Consider the following 25810-nt stretch of genomic DNA (forward strand, 5'->3'; position numbering starts at 1 on the left):
ACTATAAGTAAAATTATAATAGTATATTATGGTATGATATTTTATGTATAAAAGGAGGTATATATGAGTGAGAGTATTATGGCATTGATAAATTTAGTTAGAAAGCGATTTGATTTATTTACAAAGATTTTTGTTTTACTTTTTTTATTATGTTTGTTTGCTGATTACTTATATACTTATTATGGAGTAAATATATTAGATTTTGAATCTATATTACCTCAAATAGTAAAAGTATTGCTAAAAAAAGTTGAGTTTATTCTTTATTGGCTAATCCCTTTTGTATGTAGCATACCAGGGATATTATTTTTGATACTACTTATAGCTTATATCTTAGAAGTTATAATAAAGCAATTAGATAAAAAAGAATACTTCATGAAATTATCTGAAGATTTTTATAAGTCGTTAAGCCATATGGAGTCATACTGTCAATTTATAAGTAATCAAAGTTTTGACTTATTACAATTATCAATAGTCTATATTCCTTTTATTGGAGGCGTATATTATATTCTTGCGATGTTTAATCATATAGGTGTTTTAATTTCTCCGGATTGGTATACTTCATCATTTGAAATCATCAATCCTATAAAGCACTTAATTTCTTTTAGCTGGTTACTTCCTAATATGACACATAAAGAATGGATTGAATTAGTATTCGTATTTAGTCGGAGCTTTATTTACGGATACTGTATATATTGGTTTTATATTAGTTTATATATCTATATAAAAAAAGAACGTGAACTTTTAAGAAAACGGAGTATAAGAGAGGAATAGCTGCTTGTGAATTAGAATTTTTTAGAACCGATGATAAATACATATTGTAAGATAAAGTATTTTGTAGAATATGTAAGATAGTAGGTCAAATTAGTTATATAAAGGAATTATATTTAGTTCATCTACAAATACTAAAAGGAGATATTTTATGAATACCTTAGAGCGTTTTTATGATGCATTAAAGATTGCATTAGATATGTTATTTTATAAAGATCAATACTTAATATTTAATGAAACTGATAATCATGTAAGTGAGTTGTCCATTTCACATAAAATTGGGCACTATTTATCATTATGTATAGATGAGTATGATGTAGACTGTGAATATAACCGGGATATAGCTGATTCTAAAAAGAATAAGGCTAATGAGTTGATAAGACCAGATATTATAGTGCATAGACGTGGATGTAATAGTAGCAATTTTGTTGTTATAGAAGTAAAACCTTGGTGGAATGATAATGCGGAGGAGGATATCAAAAAATTAGCTGAAATGACAGAAGAAAATGGAAGGTTTGAATATGATTATGGGTGTAGTATAATTATCACAAAAAATAGATACGATGTTACTGCAACCATATTATCTAAGGGGGATATTATAGAACGTAATATCAAGATATAAATCAAATAATATAAATAAAAATAGCTCCCTTAGGAGCTATTTTTATTTATATAAACTATTCAATTTCCGCTTTCAAATCAATAATATTTTTAGCAGCTACACAGCCAGGGCAGTCGCAGAATTCTGCGCCTTCTGCTTTAATGTCTTTAGCATGTTGTAATAGGTTAGCTGCGCCTTCTTCGCCAAGGATTTGTGTAGCAAGTTCAGACCCTGCAAAGCCTATTGTTTCATCGATAAGTGCAATGTTTTGTTCTGCTACGGATACGAGTTGTTTTGTAAGTTCTTCTTGTTTAGGTGTACCTTCTGCATTAATCCAAGATTGAGCGAATTCCTTTACTGTTTCATTGCTTGTAGGTGCATCTAATAAAGCTTGTACGAGTTGTGTTAATCGTGTATGTGTCATGATAATCTCCTTGATATAACTAGTAAATATAAGTTTGGAAAAATACACGTACTATCTATGAGCACCTGTTCATTTTTATAAGTTCATTATAGCACTTACAATAATTTTGAATAGTAGAATTATTTGCGATAGATACTATCAAATAGGATAGATTTATGATGATAGCTGTTTCAATTTTTAATGATATAATTTAGTTAATAAATGTAGTTTGTTTGCAGGGGATTGTATCATGAAAAAGGTTGTATGTGCGTTAGCTACGCTAGCTTTTATAGGTTCCATCAATGTTGTGTCCGCAGATGATTTGTTGCGGTTTCGTCTTAATGGTAATTCGATTTATGATCAGCCCTATGGTGATCGAAATGAGTTTCCTTGTCCAGATAGACTTGGAAGTTGCACTATGACTGATGAGGATTATAGAAGCACTCGTAAAGGTCAATCTTTAGAGGTGTTTGATACTCTATATGAGGCTAAGCAACATTTGAACTTTAAACCGCAGTTGCCAAGTGGTTTAGAGGGATTACGTCCTGTACATGTATCCATTGTAGATCACGATGTATTACAAGTTGTGTATGCTTATCATGAGCTTTTAAAAGGAACATATTTTGACCGTGTAGATGATATGCCAAAGTATATTAAGTATCGCGTATCGACAGTATCGGGTAATATCGCAGGTGACTATAAGGATTATGTACCTCAGAAAACAGAGATTATAAATGGCATGACCGTGACTTATCGAATGGTGGATGACGCCGTTTACTTAGCATCTTGGGAACATAAGGGGCAGAACCATGTGTTCTTATTTAATGAGCCTATTTCTATTGAACAGGCTAGAGAAATGATTAAATGCGTAGGGATAAATTGAGTTACTTATTGTACTATCTTTTTAAATATGATTAGTTTATAATATAAATATAAAGAGAGCCAATTAACGTGATTAGGGCGTTAGGCTCATCTAAAACTTGATAAAACTATGATGGCGCCTAACGTGTTAGAGGAATGCACTCCTTTATACGTTAGGCGTTTATCATTGTACTATTTGACTAGTACAATGATAGTGACTACTGATAACAGAATTATGATAATTACATAGGTAACTTCATGATTTGTCATAGTATCACCTCCTCGCGGAGATGAACCTAACTCACGTCAATTGACTCTCTTCGTAATTAGTATAGCAAAAATTAATACTAAAAATAATGGAGTTTTTTTATGCAAGTAGATAATTACAAGATTTCAAAGTTATCATATATAGAAAATGCCAGCAATGAGATAATGGAAAAGTACAATATAAAAGTGCAATATGAAACGGAACCGCCTCATGGAGATGCTATATATTCTATTTCTATAAAGGAGAAAGTATTGCCGTTTTGGATTTATGGTAGGGATGTTACTTTCATAGGTAATAGCATGGTTATGGTCGAGTCTGTAAGATACAAAACCTGGGATCCCATTGAAACCATCATTATTGATTTAGAGAATGAAGTGTATGCTAGTTTAAAGGAATGGTATACAGATATTTCATTTATTAATGGTCAAATAGAGCTATCTAATAAAGTGGTAAAAATGGATAAACGAATGTTAAATAATTTTGAGAATTTAGAGTGGATAAGCTTTTAAGATTGATTGCGTAGAGGGTACATTGACCATACTATAGTGAAGTGTTATTCTATATATGACAAGGGATGTCAATATGTGACATAGTCTCATATGAACGAAAAAATAGCAGGGCGGTCACCCTGCTATTTTTATTGTCCTATATTGACTCAGTAAAACTTCATCATATCCTAATTGACATTACTCTATAGAATAAAGTACAATATCTTTATATCTTAAAAACAAGCTATGAATGGGTATAAAGGTTTACAGATCCTGCTTTCAGAGAGTTGCCGGTTGGTGCGAGGCAATAGAGGTTGTACGCTGACACTCTCCCGTGAGCTTTGGTGGCGAATTCAGCAGTAGTCATCGACGGTGGTTCCGTTATACCCGCAACGAGTCCCAATTAGGGTGGTACCGTGTTATGTATATAACGCCCCTTTGAGCAACGATAGTTGTTCTGAGGGGCTTTTTTTTATAAAAGTTTAGTCAACCATACTACGTGACCGAATTAAAGTGGTGCTCTGACGCTCCAGCTAGCTTAACGGTCTTCGGTCTAGGGCCTCGACCTACTAAAGTCGCTTGCGAGCACGCACTTTAATTCTACGTTTTGTTTGACTAAACTTTCACAATTGATAGATATAATACAGTGTTATGGTTTATTAGTATAGAAAAGGTGAAGATTATGGATCAAAATCGCGTATATTTCTTCGATACAACCCTTCGTGATGGGGAACAAACACCAGGTGTATCTTTACAAACTCCTGAAAAAATTGAAATTGCGAAAGGCCTAGTACGCCTCGGCATCGATGTAATCGAGGCTGGTTTCCCAGCAGCATCCCCTGGAGATTTTGAAGCAGTACAAACGATTGCACGCGAAGTGAAAGGCGCAACAATTTGTGCGTTGGCACGTGCTAATGAAAAGGACGTACAAAAAGCGATTGATGCATTGAAAGATGCGGAACGTAGCCGTTTGCATGTATTCATTGCTATTTCTGAACTTCATATGGAATATAAATTAAAAATGACTCGCCAAGAGGTATTGGATAAGGTTAAATCCGTATTGGCATATGCAAAAGGTAAGGTTGATGAAATCGAGTTCTCTGGTGAAGATGCGGCACGCTCTGATTTAGATTTCGCATGCCAAGTATTTGGTGTTGCCATTGCTGGTGGTGCAACAATTATTAATATACCAGATACAGTAGGTTACATGAACCCTAATGAGTTCGGTGATAAAATCCGCTATATTAAAGAACATACACCAGGCATTGAAAATGCAATTATCTCCGTTCACTGTCATGATGACTTAGGTCTTGCTAATGCAAATACGTTAGCTGCTATTAAAGCAGGTGCACGCCAAGTGGAAGGCACAATTAATGGCCTCGGCGAACGGGCTGGTAACGTAGCGATTGAAGAAGTGGTAATGGCTCTTAAAACACGCCATGATTACTTCGGCGACCTTCAAGTGAACATTGATACAAAACAATTTACGAAAGTTTCTAAACTAGTAAGTCGTTTGACAGGTGTCGTAGTTCCACCAAACAAACCAATCGTAGGTTCTAACGCTTTTGCTCATGAGTCTGGTATTCACCAACATGGTATGATGAGCAATCCTGAAACATATGAAATCATGACTCCTGAGTCCGTAGGGGCTGAAAAAACAGATCTCGTATTGGGCAAACACTCTGGTCGTCATGCCTTTGCCGATCATTTGGCAAAACTTGGTTTCCAATCTTTCACAGAAGAGAAAATCAACGACCTCTTCGCTAAATTCAAAGAATTGGCAGACCGTAAAAAACAAGTATACGATGATGACATTATCGCTCTTGTAGTAGATAACTTACATCACAAAAAAGCATTCGAGCTTGTGGCTCAATATTACAAATTAGGTGAAAAAGGCTACGCATACGCTGACGTTCGCCTCATGACTCCAGAAGGTGAAAAAGCTGATGCTGCTGTAGGTGACGGTCCAGTAGACGCATCCCTTAAAGCAGTTGAACGTGTGGTTGGCTTGCCAATTAGCTTAAAAGACTACCAAATCCGTGCTATCACAGCAGGTAAAGATGCCCTTGGGGAAGCAACCCTTAAGGTTGAATATAACGGTCGCTTGTACCATGGTCGTGGTATCAGTACCGATATCGTTAAATCAAGTGTAAATGCATATATTAATGCAGTAAACTCAGTATTCCTAGCTATGGAGCTAGAACAACAGGAGGAAGAATAATATGGGTATGACCATTACTGAAAAGAATATGGCTCGCCACGCGGGTCTTGATGTTGTTAAACCAGGCCAAATCATCGAATGTCATTTGGACGCTGTTTTGATGAACGACATCACATTCCCACCAGCGCGTAAAGAGTTCTTAAAAATCGGCAAACCTGTATTTGACCGTCATAAAATCTACTTGGTGCCTGATCATTTCACACCAAACAAAGATATTCAATCTGCTACACAAGCGAAAGTCATGCGCGATTTCGTACGTGAACATGGTATTACAAACTACTTTGAAGTTGGTAGAATGGGTATCGAGCACGTTATTTTGCCAGAAAAAGGCCTTATCGGTCCTGGGGAAATGATGATCGGTGCGGACTCCCACACTTGTACATATGGTGCGGTAAATGCATTCTCTACAGGCGTAGGCTCTACTGATGCGGGCGTTGCTATGGCAGAAGGTAAAACTTGGTTCAAAGTACCTGAAACTATTAAGGTTGAGCTTATCGGCAAACCTAACAAATGGGTAACTGGTAAAGACGTAATCCTTGATTTAATCGGTAAAATCGGCGTAGACGGCGCTCGTTACATGGCCCTTGAATTCGCTGGTGAAGGCGTACAACACATGACTATGGCTGACCGCCTTACAATCTGTAACATGGCCATCGAAGCTGGTGGTAAATGTGGCGTATTCCCATATGATGAAATTACTGAAGAATACATTAAAGGTCGCGTAAATCGTCCTGTAGAACCAATTAATCCAGACCCTGATGCAGTATATGCTCAAACTGTGACTATCGATTTGTCCCAATTGCAACCAGTTGTAGCATTCCCTCATTTGCCATCCAACACACATTACATCAACGAGATCGACAAAGATATTAAAATCGACCAAGTTATCATCGGTTCCTGTACAAATGGCCGTTACGAAGACTTGGTGGCAGCTGCAGAAATCTTCAAAGGTCGCAAAGTAGCTCCGTTCGTTCGTTGTATCGTAATTCCTGGTTCCCAAGATGTATACGATCAAGCTATGAAAGATGGTTTATTGGACATCTTCATTCAAGCTGACTGCGCAGTGTCCACGCCAACATGTGGTCCTTGCCTAGGTGGTTACATGGGTATCATGGCAGCTGGTGAAAGAACCGTTTCCACTACAAATCGTAACTTCCGTGGTCGTATGGGTCACGTTGATTCTGAAGTATATTTGGCAAGCCCTTACGTGGCGGCAGCAAGTGCTGTATTAGGCCGCATTGCAGGTCCTGAGGAGGTTTAATATGGATTTTGAAAGCAAAAAAATCTGGCGCTACGGCGACGATGTAGATACAGACGTAATCATTCCAGCTCGTTACTTGGCAATTGCTGATTGGAACGAATTGGCAGAACATGCGATGGAAGATATTGATACAACTTTTGCTCCTAATGTGAAAGCTGGCGAAATCATGGTAGCTGGCAAAAACTTTGGTTGTGGGTCCTCTCGTGAACACGCACCAGGCGTTATTAAAGCAAAAGGCGTGCCTGTTATCGTAGCACACTCCTTTGCGCGTATCTTCTTCCGTAATGCCATCAATATCGGTTTACCAGTGATTGAAATCGGCGAACAAGTAGACCGTATCGATGCAGGCGATGCTATCGGCGTAGACTTGTCTAAAGGCATCGTGTACAACTTGACTAAAAATGAACAATACCAAGGCACTGAATTGCCACAATTCATTCAAGACATTGCGGCAGCAGGAGGTCTTGTAAACTTTGCGAAACATCGCAAGTAGTAAGTACGTGGCCGAGCCTCGGTGATGCTCTGACACTCCAGCTAGCTTAACGGTCATCGGCCGAGGGCCTTGACCTACTAAAGTCGCGTCAGAGCATGCACCTCGGCTCTACGTAGCTTATCATTGCGATTTTTTTCGCAATGATGTACATATGGATACATGTAGACGATGAAGCCCCGTCGCAAACGACTTTTGCTAGGGCGAGGCCTATGGCCTCGACCCGTTAAGGCAATGGAGGCTTGCAACGGGGCTTCATTGTCGGAGAGGAATATATAGATGAGCGAAAAAAATATCGTATTGATTCCTGGTGATGGTATTGGTACTGAGATTATTGCTGCAGCGAAGGCTGTGTGTGATGTGGCTTTTGAGAAAGCCGGTGTAAAGGTTAATTGGATTGATAAAAAAGCAGGCGGTGCGTCTATTGATGCATACGGTGTGCCTTTGACTGAGGATACTATTGAGGCTTGTAAAAAGGCTGACGCTGTATTGCTTGGCGCTGTAGGCGGTCCTAAATGGGATAATGTAGATCCTTCTATTCGTCCTGAAAAAGCAATTCTTGGCCTTCGTAAGGAGCTTGGTTTGTTCTGCAACTTGCGTCCTGTAAAAATCTATCCTTCCTTGCAAGAGTATTCCCCACTTAAAAAGGAACTTGTACAAGATGTAGATTTCGTTATTGTTCGTGAGTTGACTGGCGGTATTTACTTTGGTGAACGCGAAGAGGCACAAGGGGAAGGTGCTAACGAGTTTGCATGGGATAAAGAAACATACAGCCGTTATGAAGTAGAGCGCATCATGGACATCGCTATGGAAACAGCTCGCAAACGTAATAAAAAGGTTGTATCTGTAGATAAAGCAAATGTATTGGCTTCTTCTCGTTTGTGGCGTAAAATCGCTCAAGAGAAAGCGGCAGCTAATCCAGATATCGCAACAGATTACTTCTACGTAGATAACACAGCGATGCAACTCGTTGTAAATCCTGCACAATTTGACGTTATCGTTACAACAAACTTGTTCGGCGATATCTTGTCTGACGAAGGTGCTGTTATTTCTGGTTCTATCGGGCTTTTACCATCTGCATCCATGGGTACTGGCACAGCATTGTATGAGCCAATCCACGGTTCTGCACCAGACATTATGGGCCAAAACTTGGCGAACCCATTGGGTACAATCTTGTCCGCAGCTATGATGTGCCGTCACTCTCTTGAGTTACCTCAAGTGGCTGACGCTATTGAAAAAGCTGTTGAACAAGTGCTTGTTGATGGTTACCGCACAGGCGATATCTACCGTGAAGGTTTGAAACGTGTAGGTACCACAGAAATGGCGGAAGCCGTAATCGAACGTTTATAATAGGTGCGATTGAGTGCGTACTTATGTATTGAAGAGAGGGTAGTAAGGCCCTCTCTTTTTTGTGGGAGGCGTTATGTTACCATATTTTTTGCTAGCTTTATCTATAGGGCTTGAATTATTTGCAACGACCATGTTGAAAGCATCTGATGGTTTTACGCGGCCGTTACAGACTATTGCTTGCGTATGTGGCTATGTAGGATCTTTCTATACATTGACGCATGTTCTAAAATATATTCCTCTTAGTGTTACCTATGCTACCTGGTCTGGCGTAGGCCTCGTGGTGACAGCACTCATTTCGGTCTTTATCTTTAGTGAGGGCTATAATATGTACACCATTTTGGGGATAGGTCTTATTGTAGTTGGTGTTGTCATCCTTAACTTGTGGGGGAACGTAGGTCACTAATCTATAAGACTGTTAATATAGCCATTAATTAGATTGGTCTTATATCATAATTACCATAATCATATTGTTAGATGAGAGAAGAGCTAATAAGGAGGGCTTTATGAATTCTTCCATGTATCGAAATTTAACCATTACTGCGTTATTGATGGCTTTAGCAATTATGATCCCTATCGTAATGCCATTGAAAGTCGTCATACCACCGGCTTCTTATACACTGGCCAGTCATGTGCCAATCTTTTTGGCTATGTTTTTATCACGTAAATCGGCGGCTTGTGTAGTTATTGGATCCACGTTAGGATTCTTTGTAGCAGGATTCCCTCTCGTTATTGTTATGCGTGCAGCATCACATATCTTTTTTGCGTTGCTTGGTGCTTGGTATCTTAAAAATCACATGGAAGTATTATCAAATGCTCTTTCTTTTGTGACTTTTAACTTTGTGTGCGCTATCATTCATGCTATTGGTGAAGTTGTTGCCTGTTTACTATTCTATACAACTACTACATTACCGAATATCGACTTAATGTACGTTGTATTTGTCCTCGTTGGAGGTGGCACTATTGTGCATAGTATGGTTGATGGATATATTTCCTTGTATATTTACAAGGCCATACCTAAATCCATCATTGAATAAATGATAGTAACCTAATATGGAATGAAATAGGGGGTGACCATTGGTCACCCCCTTAATCTATCTTTTTAGTGATTATAATTGTTATAATAGATTTGTAGAATATTGAGGCAGAACATCTTATAACTAATTCTAGTAATGGAGGTGAAGATAGTGGCTACATCAAGCTTTTTTAAACCCTTAGTTGTGCGGCAACAAGATGAAGCAGCATGGGTTAAAGCCTTTGATACGACGGAGAAAATTAAGCGAAATAAAAATTATACAATCAATAAGTTGAATAAAGAAGCTGGCCGTAAAGTTTTAGAACAAGTTGTGAGGAATAGACCATGAGATATATGACTGTTTCTATCCGCGACTATTTAGATGATGAAAATTTATTATGTGGGATTTTTGAAACGTTTTCATGTCCTAAAAATAAAGATATTGAAGATTTTTTAAAAGAAAAATCCATTGATTTTGAGAAGAAACACTTTAGTCGAACGTACTTAGTCATTGATGAACATCGAAATTTGGCGGGATATTTTACTCTTGCCCTTAAAGCGATGAATTTGGATAAGAGTGTATCTAATCGTCTACGGAAGCTGGTTTCTGGGTACTCTAATAAACCAGATTCTGCTATATATCTTATCGGTCAGTTAGGTAAAAATTATGCAAATCCCTATGTTAAACAATTTTCTGGGGACTCCTTAATTAATATTGCTGTAGATTATATAAATGAAGCACAAGATATTGTTGGAGGAAGAGCGATTTTAGTTGAATGTGAAAATCGTAAATTACTTATGGAGTTTTATGAGCGTTGTGGATTTCAGCAATTATCTAAGCAAACTGGTGATGCGTTGTTAACATATGTAATAAGCTTAGATAAATTACATTGATATGAATAAGTCGATAGATAGCTGATATTTTGGGTGTAAAAACGGGTTTATTAGACATTGTAGGGTTACATAAAAAAGGTGTACCAACACATTGATTTGTGTTGGTACACCTTTTATCATTTATTTTCTGTTAAAGTACTATCGTCAAATGTAATATTGCCAAGTATAACTTTATTATGATTAGAGCCGATAGCTCGTTCACCATATTTATGGTATTTTAGTTCTAATTCACGACGCATAGCTGCTTGCATTTGTTGTAGAAAGCTATTGGTGAGATCAGAAGTTTCTTTTTGATATCGAACGTTATTGAGAAGGAAAGTCTTATCTTTTTCAATGTAACGAAGCATAGTGCGTCCTTCGTCATAGCTAAGCTGGTTTTTATATTGGTCCTCGTCAGCTTTCCCGTTTGCAGGTTGGACTGCTTTTGCAGTCGTTACTCTAGAGTCTTTATGCAAAATATACTTAATATCGTATTTGTTATTGGTGTTTGGTAAGTTGTCATTGGCTGTTACGAATAGAGCGAAAAGATTTGGTTTTGGTAAATCTTTTTCTGGAATATAAAAATATGTATCTTCTGTAACCATATATTCTTTTCCATTTTCTTGAATTGTGAGTCGATATAGAGCATTTTCTCCATCGTATCCAATCCATGTGCCCGTATAGTCCGGGTTATTGCTACAACCTGCAATAACTAGCGTAGAAAGTAGCGCCATCATGATGCATGTTAGTTTTATAATAGATTTCATATGCTATGTCTCCTTATTGTGCGGTGTCTAGAATAGAATCATCGAAGGAAAAGTTAAATTGGATGTTTGGTTTTGGTCGGAAGCTACCAACTGTATCCTTTTTTCTTCCTTGAATAACATCATCTTTCATAGCATCTTTTAATTTAGACAAATATGCTTTAACCGAGTTGTCATCAGATTGTTTATGGAATACTACATTATTGTAAACGAGGGTATCATCCTTTTCATTGTAGAGAATTGGATTTGGTCCTACATCTAATTTATTATTTACCGCTGTACGAAGCATATTATGGATAGAGTCTCTTTTTTTAGTTAATAGATAATCTGCATTGGCCGGCGCAGTATCAGTTCCTTGTTTTGTGCTATCTGCTTCATCAAGACCGCTTGAAAAATAATCCATTAATGGAGTATAGGAGTATGTATATAATGACACCAGTAATTGGTCGTCTACATTTTCAAATGTTAATTCTTGAATTTGATTTGGATCACTCTTTTGATTGTAAGCAATCCAAGTCCCTTCGAATTTTTTGTTGTCATTCTTATTACTAGAATTATTACCACAAGCCGTTACTAGTATCATGGTGAAAGTAAGTAACAGTGCGATTAAAATATTTCGTTTCATGAAAGCCTCCTTATGCAGCATCGCCATAATATTTACGACGTAAATAGAAGATATAGGCACCGCCTACTACGACTACTATGCCAATACCGATTCCGATATAAAAGAACCAACTATGATCTGGCTTAAATATGAAACGCATACGTTCATTTTGTGAAAAGGTTATAGTATTGTCATTTTTTAATGTGCCTGATTGTACACTGACTTTATCAATCGTGCCAGATACAGAAACTGTCGTGTTTCCAAGCGAAGTACCTAAATCTACTATATAAGTACCGGAAGTCGTTTTTTTCTAATGCTGGTGCTAGGTTTTTGTTTTTATCTTTCAATGTCATAGCATTTCTAACTAGCGTAAACTCATCTATATTTTTAAACTCGGATGCTATAGACCAGGCATTGTACTCTGTTGTGTCGTTATCCTCAACTTTGATTGCTTTACCATCGTTATTAATAGCCTTGATAGTATATTCAGGCATTGGATATTTAGCCAATACTTCGGTGATAACTTTCTTTTCAAATGGCTCGGCTTGAGATTTAACAGTTGCATCCCAAGTGCCGCTTCCATCGCGATTGATGTGAATATCCGAGTCAATAGTGGCACACCCGGATAACACTAACATACATAGACTTAGAATCATAAGGCATAGTCGTCTCATAATAGTCCTCTCTTTCAAACCACAAATTTAAACTATCTATAAAATGTCAGTTGTGATATATTGTACATTAATTAGATAAATATAGGCAATATAGAGTTGAAAGGAACGATGAAATGTTAATGAAGTTTAAACAACTTGGAATTGTAAAGGGGATACTGAGTATTGTAGCAGTAATTGGGGCATTAGTGTGTATAGGCTATGGATTGCATTATCAGTTTGTATATAAGCAGTCACCGGAATATTCATTACGTATACTATATAAATCAATTCAAGATGGTGATACGGATACATTTTTTGCAATGGTTGATGGTGAAGGAATTTTGCATAGGGTATTTGATCCGTATATTGAAAAACTGTTGAAAGAATCTGATGGGCGGAATATATCTCAAACTAATTCAAAAGGAGAAACTAAGATTTTAAACCTTGGAGAAGCGTTGTTGTTTACAGCAATAGATAATTATTATTTAGATGTAAAAGAGGTATTACTTAACCAAGATTTAAAAGGGCATATACCTCATAGGCCCGACCCTAAAGATCCATTTAAAGATAATTTGCAGACGTTAAAAGAGGTAGGTCGATATGAATTGATTTCTATAAAAGAGAAAAATAAGAATGATGGAGTTGTTAATATAGAAATTCGTGCATTGGATACAAAGACTAATGAAACCAAAGTATTCCCGGTAGAGATGACTCAAATGGATAACAAAATGTGGCGGGTTACTGGCTATGATTATAAGACATATAGTTTACCATATGATGGATTTGATAGAATTTAAATAGAGGCTGTTTCTTGTGTTGCTTAATTGACATCAATAAAATTTAATTGTTATACTAATCGTATAGAATAACACTAAAGGGGGCCTTGATAGAGCGAAATGTTCGCCCCATAGTTATTATGAAACATTTTGTTTCATACCCCATACTTTGTATGGGGTTTTCTTATATCCAGCTATTTCCTCATCTTGAATTGGGCTTATTAATTTTATACGATATCTGTAATATTAATTTCGGGGAATGCAGCATATTTAGGAGAGATAGTAGTCAGCCATTTTGCATTGCCTTGCATCAAGTATTGCTGAGTTATTTTTACAATCCCATTTAAATAATTTTAAAATATTATCGAAGTCGATAACTCCTTTATATTTAAATGTTAGAGTGTGTGGTAATGCTACTGTAAAAATACTTTCTCTGGCCGTAGTAGTCGTGTTCATGCACTCTCTCCTTTAATTGACATGAGTTAGGGCACTTGTTATACTTAACACATAAGATAACGTTTAGAGACCTAGATAGGACGGAATGTTCGTCTCTCGGTTGTCTCAGTTGACCCCATACTTTGTATGGGGTTTTCTTATATCTATATTATAGAACTAATGTTTGTAAAAACAAGAGAAATATAGCTATTATGATTTATTGATACATATCTACTATTATTTCATGATTTTTGCAGTTTTATCATACCGTTCCGAAGTAGTTTCATTTTTCTGTATGTCCAGCTATTTCCTCATCTTGAATTGGACGTATTAATTTTATACAATATCTGTAATATTAATTTATCGGGATGTAGCACGTTTAGGAGAGATAGATGGTTGGTCAGAACTGGTGGCGCTGCCTAGGTTTAGTTATGTGTATTGCAGCGAGTGTAGGCGTTGTAAGTGGCTGTGAGTTTAATATGGATAATTTAAGGAATAGTAGTCAGGTGAAAGCTACGCAAAGCGATAGTGAGAAGGAAATCTGGCGTGTTTTTAAATTTTATTTAGCTGCCACAAATGAGTTTAATTTCACGAGTGTAAAATATAGCCATCAACATATGGAAACGGTGCAGCAAGCACGACAAAATATACCGTTAGCTGAGTTTAAAGAGCGGGATTATGAACGTCTTGAGCAAGAACTCATTGCTGCGCGAGATGCGGGGCATACACATAGTGACTTGGAAGCCGCTACGGATGCTTTATTACCGGTATTGCACGACATTGTGGTAGCTGTAAAAGAGCTAGATACGTATTATAAAGAAAAGCGCTATGAATCAGATAATTATGCATTTGCTCACACGCAGTTGGAGAAACTTTCATCATTAATGGATGTATTTGAACCAAAATATGATGCATTAGATACTATTGTTAAAACATATTATAAGCAAGAGGGCGAACGTTTTGTTAAGCTCATGCGTAATAATGGACAAACTAATGGTGCTAATATGTTGGAAATGATGATTATTTATAGCGATATAGTAGATCATATTATGGAGCATAAATCCGATAGTGATTTCCAATGGGTGAAAGCACAGAAAGAAGCCGCCGATGGGATTGGGGCAAAGGTTACTGCTGCCGAGGCTCAGAATCGTTTAGAGCAAAAGAAACATCTTGATAAAGCGATTGAGGATTTTATTGCTGATCCTCGTAGTGAAACGGAAGAAGCCGTGGTTGAGCAATATAATGAAATGGTAAGTAGTCCAATGAATTTTGCATTATTAGATTCTGTGCAGAAGCCGTATGTGCCGCAAGAGTTATAATGTGAAATGGTATATGTTAAACATGATATAAATTTCGGGTAGAATATATTTGACAAGCTACCCTTATGAGCCCTATAATTATCTATTATATGAATATTGCGTTGAAAAAGACGGCACGTCTCAGACGGATTTAGTAGAGACCAAACTCATGGGCTGAAAGGTTTGGAAATCTAGAGATGTGCGGATCACTTTGGAGCAAGCAGGAACCCTGCCGGTGAACACCGTTATATGTCTAAGTGGCTTTCACAAATTGAAGCCTAGTTATTTCGTATGCTCGGAATATTCTAGCTTTCACAGAAGGTCAGTAGGGTGGTACCACGGATATTACGTCCGTCCCTTCGGGGGCGGGCGATTTTTTTATGTAAAAGGAGCACATCATGGATTACGGTAAGACGTTACATTTGCCTGAAACAGAATTCCCAATGCGCGGCAATTTGCCTAAGCGCGAACCAGAAATTTTAAAGTTCTGGGAAGACAACAAAATTTATCAAAAACGTTTGGAATTGCGTAAAGACGCAAAACCTTTTATTTTGCATGATGGCCCTCCATACGCAAATGGTAAATTGCACATCGGTCATGCCCTCAACAAAACGTTGAAGGACATCATCATGAAATACAAAACAATGACTGGTCATTATACTCGCTACATCCCTGGTTGGGATACGCACGGTTTGCCAATCGAGCATGCGGTTATTAAAAACACTGGTCTTAACCGTCATGAAATGGCGCCTCTTGATTTGCGCAATAAATGTAAGGAATATGCATTAGAATGCGTAGAAAACCAAAAACAAGACTTCATTCGCTTTGGTGTATTAGGCGAATGGGAGCGCCCTTATTTGACATTGCGCCCTGAGTTCGAAGTAAAACAACTTGGTATCTTCGGCGAAATGGCAAAACGCGGTCATATCTATAAAGGTCTTAAAACTGTATACTGGTGTACGCACTGCGAAACTGCATTGGCAGAGGCAGAAATCGAATACGCTGAGAAAAAATCTTTCTCCATCTACGTAAAATTCCCTTACGTATCCGAGAAAAAGGTAACATTGCCAGCTGGCGTAGATCCAAAACAAGCATACTCCGTTATTTGGACAACTACTCCTTGGACAATGCCTGCCAACGTAGCAATCTCCGTTAACCCAGAGCTTGAATATGGCTGGGTAAAAGTAGGCGACGAATACTACTTGATGGCTACTGAACTCGTTGATGCGGCTATGAAAGATATCGGTATTGAAGACTACGAAATCGTTAATCGCTTCTCTGGTGCAGATTTAGAATTGGCTGAATTCAAACATCCATTTGTTGAACGTAATGCTACAGTATTGTGTGGTGACCATGTAACACTTGAAGCAGGTACTGGTTGCGTACATACAGCTCCTGCACACGGTGAAGACGACTTTAACATCGTTATGCGTTATAACAAGGAAGGCAAAACTGAACTTCCTATCGTATCCCTTGTTAACGAAACTGGTCACTATACTAAACAAGTAGACGACAATCGTTATGGCGATACTGAATTCCCATTAGCTGGCGTAGAAATCCACGATGCAGAAGTGCCTGTAATCAAAATCTTGGCGCACAACAATGCATTACTTCACAAATCTAGCTTGCGTCACCAATACGCTCACTGCTGGCGTTGTAAAAACCCTGTCATCTACCGTGCCACAGAACAATGGTTCTCCTCTGTAGATGGGTACCGTCAACAAGCGCTTGATGCAATCGACAATCAAGTACAATGGATTCCAAAATGGGGCCATGATCGTATCTTCAACATGGTTCGCGACCGTGGTGACTGGGTAATTTCCCGTCAACGTATTTGGGGCGTGCCAATTCCTATTTACTATTGTGAAAGCTGCGGCGAGCACATCATCAACGATGATACTATCAAAGCATTACAAGAAAAAGTAGCTGTAGAAGGCTCTGATGCTTGGTGGGCTCACAGTGCAAAAGAATTGTTACCAGAAGGTTTCAAATGTCCTCATTGCGGTCATGATGAGTTCAAAAAAGAAACAGACATCATGGACGTATGGTTCGACTCTGGCTCTTCTTGGGCTGGCGTACTTGAAGTTAACGGCTTAGATGTACCATGTGCTATGTACCTTGAAGGTTCTGACCAACATCGCGGCTGGTTCAACTCTTCCTTGTTAACTGCAGTAGCAACAACAGGTAAAGCACCGTACAACTCCGTATTGACTCACGGCTTTGTTGTGGATGGCGAAGGTCGCAAAATGTCTAAATCTGTAGGTAATACAGTAGCTCCTAGCGATATCATCGACGTATATGGCGCTGACGTTATGCGTTTGTGGGTATCCTCCGCAGATTACCAAGCAGATGTACGTTTGTCCAAAGACATCGTAAAACAATTATCCGAAGTATACCGTAAGATTCGTAATACATTCCGCTTCTTATTAGGTAACTTGGATGACTTCAATCCAAACACTGACAAAGTGGCTTACGCAGATATGTCCGAATTCGATAAATGGGCATTGTTGCGTTTAGAAGAAGTACGTCAAAAGGTTACTGAAGCGTACGAAAACTATGAATTCCACATGTTGTACCATGCAATTCATAACTTCTGCACAGTAGACTTGAGCTCCATCTACCTTGATGTAATGAAAGATACTATGTATGCTGAAAGCAAAAACAACGTAGCTCGTCGTTCTGCTCAAACAGCCATGTACGAAATCTTGAAAACATTGGTAGCTATGGTATCCCCAGTACTTTCTTTCACAGCAGAAGAAGTTTGGAAATACATGCCTAAAGAAGACGGCATGCCTGAATCCGTTATGCTTCAAGATTGGCCACAAGGTCATCCTGAACACTTCAACCAAGAATTGGCTGATAAATGGAGCCAATTGTTAAACTTGCGTACATCCGTACAAAAAGCATTGGAATTGGCTCGTCAAAACAAAACAATCGGTCACCCATTGGATGCATCCGTTACAGTATACGCTGAAGGCGCTGCATTCGACGCATTGAACGCTCTTGGTGAAGAAGGCTTGGCTAAACTTGTTATTGTATCCGAAGCTCACATCGTAAACGGCGCTGCTCCAGCAGAGGCTGTAAAAGACGAAGAAACAGGCGTAGCAACAGTAGTTGCTCCATCTGAACTTGAAAAATGTGAACGCTGCTGGATCCACCGCGATACAGTAGGTCAAGATAGCGAACACCCTACACTTTGCCATCGTTGTGCAGAGGTAGTGAAAGCACTATAATAACAGTTGCATATAGAAAATGGGCTAATACCGTTTATTAGTTTGCAAATAATCCCCTCATCGAAAGCCTCCACTGGCCGGGTCTGTTCCTTCGGAACAGGGCCAAAGTCGTTTTCGATAAGGGGATTATTTTTTACTATTTAGCAGTTAGCCCATTTTTTATATGCAGGGGACTCTGGGAAAGGCCAAAAGTCGCCTTCTAAAGGGGCTATTTTTGGTATTTCACTCGATTTGTGGGATTATAGCGCTTTTCTGGTGTTTTGGTTTTGTGATACAATTATGGAAATGTTGGCTGCTAGTAGAGGGAGGGATTATTATGCAATTTATGTTAATGCATAGGGATGTACCTGTCTTACAGTTTGCTATTTTTGATGATAGAAATTGGGCCCATATTGTTGATATATTGAATGCGGCTCATGTACCTGTTAATATGCTTGTGCAGCCTCATAACAGAGAACGTGCTTTAAATGAATTTATTGACCATCGATTTATTCCTCAAAGTCGTTCTAATTATGATGTTATTAAGGCATTGTATAAGGCAAAAGATGGGTTTGAATTGTCCATGCGATCGTATATGGTTAGTATTTCTGACCATTATTGGGTTAAACCTTGCGATAGTTCGGTGACTTGGTCTGATGTAAACTTTTATGATAATCCCATTCCTGATGATCAAGTGTTAATAGGGGCTATTGATACATTACATCAATATGATCCGTGGCGTCGGACGCCGAATACATCGAATAATGGGACATTGCGTCAGATTTGGTTGCACCGCGGAGATGAAATTTTGCTTTCAAAAGCGGGCGAATTGACCTTTAAACAGGAACCATTTAATGAGGCCGTCGTCAGTGATGTATTGGCGTACTTTGATGTGCCTTATATAACGTATTATTTGGATTATATGTCGGATGAAGCTGAGAATGTATCGGTTTGCGACTGTTTTACGAATCGAAATGTAGAATATATTCCTGCATGGCAATTGACGTCTAACACGAAATCTAACGATGTGAGTGAGTACGCGCATTACGTGAATCAGTTGCATTCATTTGGTCTTACTGATGTGACGAGTCAGTTAGAACAAATGATTGTGCTTGATGCGCTCATTGCTAATGAGGATCGTCATTGGGGGAATTTTGGTGCTCTTCGTGATAGTGAAAGTCTAGAATTTATCGGCCTTGCGCCTATTTTTGATAACGGAAACTCCTTGGGGTATAAAGCGGCATCTGTTATGCGCAATCGTAATACGGATATGTCCGTAGCTTTTAACAAGACTCATACGCTGGAATTGAAACATGTATCATCTGCTGTGAAAGTAGACTGGGATGGTATTATGAATCATTGTATGGAGATTGTAGAACATAGATATAATCAACTGGTAGAACCGGAGTTTGGTATGGATCGTGCACATATGATTGGTCAATTGATACAAGAACGAGCAAAAAAACTAAAAACTTTTTAGATTTATGAATTCATTGTATACTACCATTCTCCTCAAATATATGATGATAATTGTTATCGTCCGATTTTCCTCATGAAAGCTTTATGTGTAAAAATCTACTCGTTTCATATTATAGTTAAAATACTCGTTTATGATATTTATAGTTAGTTTAGTAAATGAGTGTATGAGAAGGAGGAATATGCAATGGTAGTAACAATCATTAAAGCTGTTATGACTGCTCTTACTGGTTTGGTAAACGCATTATTGCCTTTATTTAAATAATAAAGCTCCCAAAACCCTCATAAACCCTCAAAGCTTGAGTATGTATACTCGGCTTTGAGGGTTTTTTCTTTATGTATATTTTTACTTACAATGGAATGAAATAATATACAGATTTGAGATTTAAACGATATTTATTGTTGGTTTAAATGTAGGTAGTTTTGTTGACTATATCTAAATATATACATATAATAAAAATGAAATAAAGATGAATATATATCTTAGAACTATATATAGAGGGAGACTGAGAGACATGAAAAGAATATTAGTGGTAAAAGCTATGGTTCTTGGGGCCATAGCTTGTTCTATTAATGCTATTGGATTTGCAGCGGGTGTAGAGGCTACACCTATACAAGATGCAACCAATATTCAACAAAATAAACAAGATACGGAAAAACATGAGGCAGTCAATCTAACTGGATGGACCGTACGGATATTGCTGTAGGTGTACAGTCCGGAGGCCAGTCCAAATTAGATAAAGGACACTTTCTAACAGATGATTTGGATACCATTTATAATAAGAAATCTGATTACGGCAATCTAACGAAAGCCTATATAGAAACATTGCAGCCTATTTCTCATTATGATGAGAACAGTAAAAGTATTCTATTTGTACAAGGGCGCATTGGACGTGGCGGTGAGAAAATAGTTTCAAAAGAGCTGCGTGGTTACTTTCTTCCTGAATTAACAATCAATCGGCATGGGCAATCTAGTTTCACTAAAATAAATACGGATGAAAAATCATCTGAAACATTAGGGATTATTGGTACTGTTGGTATTGGCTATCGACGTCTTAGCCGCAATGAACATGCCTATGTAGGTGTCAATGCATTCGTAGATCGAGCTTTCACAGACAATTACAATCGTATTAGTGGCGGTGTAGAGTATGTAAATGGGCTCAACGAGGTATATGCCAATGTGTACAGAGGGCTTAGTAATAAGGATCTTGTAAAAGGTGGTGGTGGTAATCCATATCCTAAACGCTTGTATCCTAATGGCTATCCAGATAGATTCCCTTATAATACGATTCCTAGTGAAAATTATTATACCTACAAAGGCAGTAGAGCACTAGGAGGCTATGAAATCAGTTTTGCTAGGTCCTTCAAGAATGCCCGTTGGGTTCGTACTTATGTAAATGGATATCGCTGGAAGGGGCAGGGTTTTGGCCATGAACAACATTATAATCCGGGGCGACCAGGTCATTGGTCCGTACCATGGTTTTCTGTGAGGGATGCAAACCACTATAAGGGCATTAAAATCGGTGCTGAATTACAGTTAACACCACATATATCCTTAGATATTGGGTATAACAATGCAAACAATATGTCGAAAGGCATGTATGGTACTGTGAAATATACATTAGGTACATCTAAATTTGCCTACTGGGGTGGCAAGCATAGTGATGATACGATTACTACAGCTCGTTCTAAAATGCTAAATAAGGTACGTCGTCAAGACATGATTGTAGAATCCTTTGATGATATTGAATACGATTATTTAGCACCTATTGATCATTTATAATATGGAGAAAATGTTAGTTTTATCATTATCATGAGAGGGGACTATATATAATGTCAGGTAAATTATTATTGAAAGCCATGGTTTTTGGGGCTATGGTTTTTAGCATATCTACAATAGGAATGGCAGCAGAGGTTCAAGATGTAAATGGACTATATTCTGCACAGCAAACAATTGCATCCGATACAGCTAGAAAAGAGGCCGTTCGTTCTAACTGGATGGACCGTACAGATATTAAAGTTGGCACACAATCGAAGATGGGTAAGCAAGTGTCTGTAGAAACATTGCAACCTTTAACTCATTATGATGAAAACTCCCAGTCCGTATTGTTTGTACAAGGCGGTATTGGTAAAGGTGGTCAAGAGCATACATTTAATTATTTTGATGGGGCTGGTGGCTATTGGTATCCATACGACTCAGCTACAGGAACTGTGCAAACAAAAACTAAAGCAGAACGACATGATGAGATAAAATCTCTAGGTACTGTGGGTAATATTGGCTTAGGATATCGTCAGCTCAGTAAACATGAACATGCTTATGTAGGTATTAATGCATTTGTAGATCGCGCCTTCTCTGAGAATGCTAATCGAGTTAGTGGAGGCTTAGAATATGTATCAGGTCTTAATGAAGTTCGCGCTAATGTATATAGAGGTTTGGGAAATATAAAATCTCAATCATATTCGAAGGGGGTATCGCACCTTCCATTTCCTTTGAATGGTGGTACTGCTAGTATTAATGTGTATACATCTCAAAAAGTATTATCTGGTTATGATGTAAGTTACACTCGTTCATTTAAAAATGCACGATGGGCTCGTATGTATATAGGAGCTTATCACTGGAAGGGACTTGGTATTTCGACGTATAGTGGAGGAACGTCGCCAATTTCGGATCTCAATAATAGTTCTGGTTGGCAAGTGGGTACTACATTACAAGTGACACCTCATATTTCACTAGATTTAGGATATACATCCGATAATAAGTATGCTAGTGGTGCTTATGGATTTGTTAAATATACATTGGGTACATCCAAGTTTGCTTGGCATGGAGGCAAACATAGTGATGATACTATTACGAATGCTCGAGCTAGAATGTTAGATAAGGTAGAACGTAGTCCTATGGTTATAGGTAAGTCATATGAAGAATTTTGGGTAATAGTACCACGTGACCCAGGCTTATAAGCCATAACAAAATACTCTTAATATAATAAAAAGAACGCACAGCGGCCCCGGCATTCAATTGATAGGTTGAGTATCGGGGCCTTGTATGCGTTCTTTTTATTTTGTTTGTTATTGCAAATCCTTAGGTACGCTGAGCGGTTTCCAGTTATCTAGTTCTGGAATGTCTAAGGTCGTAATGGTCCGTTGTATCCAGTAGTTCAAGGATACTTCATTGCCAAAGTACTGTTCAAATAGATATGTATTACCTGGAATGTCCTTTTGCTTGCCGTGTTCATCGACGATGTGGCGCATGGATTCCTTGAGGTACAGTTGCACCCTAAATGGTGTGGACCGCTTGCCCTTAAATATGAAATAGGATGGCCCAATAAAATCGTGGGTACGAACGTTGATTTGTTCGTAGCGATTGCTCTTGAGGCCCTCCAAGGATGCTTGTATCATGGCGTTGGCATCGTCATATTCCTCGAGTAGGAATGGTTCTTGATCGACGTCGAGTACATAGTGCCACGTCGGTTTTTCTTCGTCTGTTTCGATGGCCCATGCATCTGAAAGCTCCGGTAAATGGTGGCTTTCATAAAGATCATGCCACAAATTGTGGGTGTCCTCTGCATTGAGCAGCGATTTATAGATAACCTCGTGCCCTTCAGTTGGGTCGTATCCGTATAACCGAACCTGATAGGTATTACGCGGCATATGTTTACTCTCTAACTTATAGATATTCCGCAATTTGTTCGGAATGGTTAGGAAATGATTGTAAAAGCTAAGCACCACCGTATCTTGTGTAGATAGGGCATGGTCGATAGTTTCTAGGTCATATAAGGTAGTATCCCACTGAAAGCAATTCATATTGACAGCTAATCGAGCTGCATTGTGAGGCCATGTGGTAGGGGCCGGGCGCATGGTTGTAGAGGATTCGGTAATACCTTCCTTGTAGTGCCAATGGCCGTCTACCTTTTCAAAGGCCGCTAATCGTTCTGCAGCCTCATCATCTACAGGAACATCCTTAATTTCTTCGCTGCGATTAGCAAGATGAGACACAATGTACTGATGGGAACTTTCATAATAATGAACCGCACTGTCGAGGTCAGGCGTTCCCGTCACATATCCTTTTTCATAGGCATAGCCCAAGGCAACGCGTGTAAGCGCACGGGTGATGTCGTAGAAGAGCACGCGATCCTCCTCTTGAAGCGCTCGTTTTTCTTCCTCTAAAACGCGGGTCAAGGACTGAACGGCAAATCGGATGTTTTTGGTCACGCCGATGCCGTGAATGCGCATGTAACTGATATACGGCAAGGAGAACAGAAATCTATCCTTCGTCGCCGCCATATGCGTCAAATCGGCGATGAGCCCCCAGTCGAGAGGGAGGCCGCCAATGTGAAAGATATAGTTAAATGCAGCCTGCAACGCGGCATAACCGGCATCATTAAAGTCCTTTGTGGCCGCCCGTTGATATAGTTCAGTAGCCTTGATTGGGTCATATGGAATGGCCGCACGCAACAAAGGTTGCTCGTAAAAATGATAGTAATAGTCCGCAAGTTCTGCGATACATTCTGGCTGGCCTAGGTCAGCACCCTTTGTAAACCATGTGAAAGCCTCTGTAAATTCGCCCTTTTCGTGATGGTCGAGGCCCGTATAGAGCATCATGGTGGGGTTGCCTAATTCAGCGGCCCTGCGTGCCACACGGCGCGCATTATCGTAATCGCCTTCGTCGATATAAATATTGCGCAAGTTCCCTTGGAACATGGCTAGCCCTTGATCGAGGGCTTTGGTAAACCAGTATTTCGCATGCTCACGAGATTTTGCTTGTAGCGTTTCCTCATCTACCATACCGCGCAAGGTAGCAATGATTTCACGTAAACTCTTGCTGCGCGTCGCTTGGTGTAATCGTTGACTAAAGCTAGCCTTTTTGGGGCCTAATAGTTGTTTAGCCTCGTTAATAACGTGGTAATCGCCCCAAAAGAATACGTTGCCTATAATATATTGGCAGTATGCATCGTCCTGCTTTGCATAATCATAGATGATGCGGAATGCATCATCAAAGGACAACTGCATATCTCGCCTCACCGTAGGCGTAATCGACCCAGCTATGCGCAATGCTTGTAATGTGCCAATTGGACTATTTTGGCGGATACTATCATGCAAACACTGATACGTGCGCATATTATCCTCTGGAAAACCCGACTCGGCCCACGTAAATCGCGGTCCAGCGTACACACGTGCCAATAGGGCGTATGCGTCTCCTAATTCACGTTCTTCTGGAGATAAAGCCTTCTGGTAGACCTCCTCAGCATCTGATTCACCAACGCTGCCTTGTGATGTAGTCGTGTTGCGTAACTCATACTGAATCGGCTTTGTCACATTCGATTGATTATTTACAATCGACTCTAACATGCGCAGACCCTCTTGAGCGGACTGCGGATCATAAGACATAAAAATTAAGTGGAAGACCCGTTGGAGGCGGTCTGTGAAATATTGAGCCATAGGCCCTCCTTTCGTTTTTATACAATACACTACTATTATATACCGAATACACAGCTCGTGAAAGGTAGGAAAGGTGATGGGGCCTCTGAAAGCCGACACGCTACTGCGCTTCGCGGAGCCCGAAGTCGTTTTCAGAGGCCCCATCACCTTCAACTATCTCGTTCTATGTTAATTCGGTATATAATAGTAGTGAAATTGATAAAATCCGTTATTGCCAACCCAACCGTTGGACAGAGAAAGGAGGGCCTACGGCCTGTGTGACGACATGCCCTGAGAACCTCCACCGGCCGGGTCTGATTCGCCCTTCGGGCTCACAGGGCCAAAGTCGGATTTTTAAGCCCATCGGTTCTATCTCTCAATCCATAGCCGACACGCGGTATATAATAGTAGTGAAATTGATAAAATCCGTTATTGCCCACCCAACCGAGGGACAGGAGGGCCTACGGCCCGTGTGACGATGTGCCCTGAGAATCTCCACCGGCCGGGTCTGATTCGCCCTACGGGCTCACAGGGCCAAAGTCGGATTTTTGGGCCCATCGGTTCTATCTCTCAATCCATAG

24 protein-coding genes, 1 pseudogene and 1 other annotated feature are annotated in these 25810 nt (G+C 39.1%); of the genes and pseudogenes, 17 read left to right on the top strand and 8 right to left on the bottom strand.

Translation table 11 applies throughout. The features are described from left to right. The first annotated feature begins 63 nt into the window (after window positions 1–63). A complete protein-coding gene (locus HMPREF1151_RS08175; RefSeq protein ID WP_005384291.1) occupies window positions 64–771 on the top strand; it encodes a hypothetical protein in 708 nt (235 codons plus the stop codon). Between the two features lie 148 nt (window positions 772–919). Beyond that, window positions 920–1390: a hypothetical protein gene (locus HMPREF1151_RS08180; RefSeq protein ID WP_005384293.1), complete on the top strand. Its 471-nt coding sequence runs from the start codon at window positions 920–922 to the stop codon at window positions 1388–1390. Window positions 1391–1445: 55 nt separating this feature from the next. Here the strand turns inward: HMPREF1151_RS08180 and HMPREF1151_RS08185 are convergent, their stop codons facing one another. After that, entirely contained in the window at window positions 1446–1793 is a 348-nt protein-coding gene (locus HMPREF1151_RS08185; protein WP_005384295.1) for a hypothetical protein, read from the bottom strand. Window positions 1794–2022: 229 nt separating this feature from the next. Here HMPREF1151_RS08185 and HMPREF1151_RS08190 point away from each other — a divergent pair, with 229 nt between their 5' ends. The 10 genes from HMPREF1151_RS08190 (at window position 2023) to HMPREF1151_RS08230 (ending at window position 10617) form a co-directional block, all read left to right on the top strand. Further along, the gene (locus HMPREF1151_RS08190; protein WP_005384296.1) at window positions 2023–2655 is read left to right on the top strand and encodes a hypothetical protein; all 633 of its coding nucleotides are present in this window, start codon (window positions 2023–2025) and stop codon (window positions 2653–2655) included. Between the two features lie 347 nt (window positions 2656–3002). Further along, the gene (locus tag HMPREF1151_RS08195) at window positions 3003–3410 is read left to right on the top strand and encodes a hypothetical protein (protein WP_005384298.1); all 408 of its coding nucleotides are present in this window, start codon (window positions 3003–3005) and stop codon (window positions 3408–3410) included. A gap of 216 nt (window positions 3411–3626) precedes the next feature. Further along, window positions 3627–3830 (top strand) — a binding site (T-box leader). Window positions 3831–4071: 241 nt separating this feature from the next. Continuing rightward, complete coding sequence (locus HMPREF1151_RS08200) at window positions 4072–5610, top strand: 2-isopropylmalate synthase (protein ID WP_009661840.1); 1539 nt, start codon at window positions 4072–4074, stop codon at window positions 5608–5610. 1 nt (window position 5611) lies between these two features. Further along, complete coding sequence (gene leuC / locus HMPREF1151_RS08205; RefSeq protein ID WP_009661766.1) at window positions 5612–6871, top strand: 3-isopropylmalate dehydratase large subunit; 1260 nt, start codon at window positions 5612–5614, stop codon at window positions 6869–6871. 1 nt (window position 6872) lies between these two features. Continuing rightward, window positions 6873–7364 carry a 3-isopropylmalate dehydratase small subunit gene (locus HMPREF1151_RS08210; protein ID WP_009661705.1) on the top strand — a complete coding sequence of 164 codons (492 nt, stop codon included), beginning with the start codon at window positions 6873–6875 and terminating at the stop codon, window positions 7362–7364. A gap of 276 nt (window positions 7365–7640) precedes the next feature. Beyond that, window positions 7641–8711 carry a 3-isopropylmalate dehydrogenase gene (gene leuB / locus HMPREF1151_RS08215; RefSeq protein WP_009661796.1) on the top strand — a complete coding sequence of 357 codons (1071 nt, stop codon included), beginning with the start codon at window positions 7641–7643 and terminating at the stop codon, window positions 8709–8711. Between the two features lie 73 nt (window positions 8712–8784). Then, window positions 8785–9114, top strand: a complete 330-nt coding sequence (locus tag HMPREF1151_RS08220) for a multidrug efflux SMR transporter (RefSeq protein ID WP_009661754.1) — start codon at window positions 8785–8787, stop codon at window positions 9112–9114. A gap of 100 nt (window positions 9115–9214) precedes the next feature. Next, window positions 9215–9745: a hypothetical protein gene (locus HMPREF1151_RS08225; protein WP_009661809.1), complete on the top strand. Its 531-nt coding sequence runs from the start codon at window positions 9215–9217 to the stop codon at window positions 9743–9745. 150 nt (window positions 9746–9895) lie between these two features. Next, window positions 9896–10072, top strand: a complete 177-nt coding sequence (locus tag HMPREF1151_RS09850) for a hypothetical protein (protein WP_005376470.1) — start codon at window positions 9896–9898, stop codon at window positions 10070–10072. Continuing rightward, window positions 10069–10617, top strand: coding sequence for a hypothetical protein (locus tag HMPREF1151_RS08230; RefSeq protein ID WP_232198023.1), 549 nt, complete (start codon window positions 10069–10071; stop codon window positions 10615–10617). Before HMPREF1151_RS09850 ends, HMPREF1151_RS08230 begins: the two co-directional genes overlap by 4 nt. Window positions 10618–10733: 116 nt before the next feature. Here HMPREF1151_RS08230 and HMPREF1151_RS08235 read toward each other — a convergent pair whose 3' ends face one another. From HMPREF1151_RS08235 to HMPREF1151_RS08245, 4 genes are all read right to left on the bottom strand, one after another. Continuing rightward, window positions 10734–11363, bottom strand: a complete 630-nt coding sequence (locus HMPREF1151_RS08235; RefSeq protein ID WP_009661779.1) for a hypothetical protein — start codon at window positions 11361–11363, stop codon at window positions 10734–10736. Window positions 11364–11376: 13 nt separating this feature from the next. After that, on the bottom strand, window positions 11377–11985 hold the full coding sequence (locus tag HMPREF1151_RS08240) for a hypothetical protein (RefSeq protein ID WP_009661721.1): 609 nt from the start codon (window positions 11983–11985) through the stop codon (window positions 11377–11379). 10 nt (window positions 11986–11995) lie between these two features. Continuing rightward, window positions 11996–12124 (bottom strand): hypothetical protein, encoded by a 129-nt coding sequence (locus tag HMPREF1151_RS09950; protein WP_009661839.1) that lies wholly within the window; start codon window positions 12122–12124, stop codon window positions 11996–11998. Between the two features lie 67 nt (window positions 12125–12191). Then, window positions 12192–12638 carry a hypothetical protein gene (locus HMPREF1151_RS08245; RefSeq protein ID WP_232198024.1) on the bottom strand — a complete coding sequence of 149 codons (447 nt, stop codon included), beginning with the start codon at window positions 12636–12638 and terminating at the stop codon, window positions 12192–12194. Window positions 12639–12757: 119 nt separating this feature from the next. Here HMPREF1151_RS08245 and HMPREF1151_RS08250 point away from each other — a divergent pair, with 119 nt between their 5' ends. Beyond that, complete coding sequence (locus HMPREF1151_RS08250) at window positions 12758–13414, top strand: hypothetical protein (protein WP_156795058.1); 657 nt, start codon at window positions 12758–12760, stop codon at window positions 13412–13414. Between the two features lie 249 nt (window positions 13415–13663). On the opposite strand, the gene HMPREF1151_RS08255 is transcribed toward HMPREF1151_RS08250, so the two are convergent. Continuing rightward, complete coding sequence (locus HMPREF1151_RS08255) at window positions 13664–13849, bottom strand: hypothetical protein (protein ID WP_038141554.1); 186 nt, start codon at window positions 13847–13849, stop codon at window positions 13664–13666. 1026 nt (window positions 13850–14875) lie between these two features. Continuing rightward, the gene (locus tag HMPREF1151_RS09995) at window positions 14876–14950 is read right to left on the bottom strand and encodes a hypothetical protein (protein WP_369075466.1); all 75 of its coding nucleotides are present in this window, start codon (window positions 14948–14950) and stop codon (window positions 14876–14878) included. Window positions 14951–15524: 574 nt separating this feature from the next. Here HMPREF1151_RS09995 and ileS point away from each other — a divergent pair. The 4 genes and pseudogenes from ileS to HMPREF1151_RS08285 all read left to right on the top strand — a co-directional run bounded on the left by ileS (window position 15525) and on the right by HMPREF1151_RS08285 (window position 22772). Then, window positions 15525–18359 (top strand): isoleucine--tRNA ligase, encoded by a 2835-nt coding sequence (gene ileS / locus HMPREF1151_RS08265; RefSeq protein ID WP_009661747.1) that lies wholly within the window; start codon window positions 15525–15527, stop codon window positions 18357–18359. Between the two features lie 316 nt (window positions 18360–18675). Beyond that, window positions 18676–19818, top strand: coding sequence for a protein kinase (locus HMPREF1151_RS08270; protein WP_009661789.1), 1143 nt, complete (start codon window positions 18676–18678; stop codon window positions 19816–19818). Window positions 19819–20329: 511 nt separating this feature from the next. Next, window positions 20330–21597 (top strand): annotated as a pseudogene (locus HMPREF1151_RS08280) (inverse autotransporter beta domain-containing protein). Window positions 21598–21647: 50 nt separating this feature from the next. After that, complete coding sequence (locus tag HMPREF1151_RS08285) at window positions 21648–22772, top strand: inverse autotransporter beta-barrel domain-containing protein (RefSeq protein WP_009661835.1); 1125 nt, start codon at window positions 21648–21650, stop codon at window positions 22770–22772. A 108-nt stretch (window positions 22773–22880) separates the two neighbouring features. On the opposite strand, the gene HMPREF1151_RS08290 is transcribed toward HMPREF1151_RS08285, so the two are convergent. Next, window positions 22881–25250: a tetratricopeptide repeat protein gene (locus HMPREF1151_RS08290; protein ID WP_009661838.1), complete on the bottom strand. Its 2370-nt coding sequence runs from the start codon at window positions 25248–25250 to the stop codon at window positions 22881–22883. Window positions 25251–25810: the final 560 nt, after the last annotated feature.

Source organism: Veillonella sp. ACP1 (genome assembly GCF_000286635.1).
GTDB lineage: Bacteria > Bacillota > Negativicutes > Veillonellales > Veillonellaceae > Veillonella > Veillonella atypica.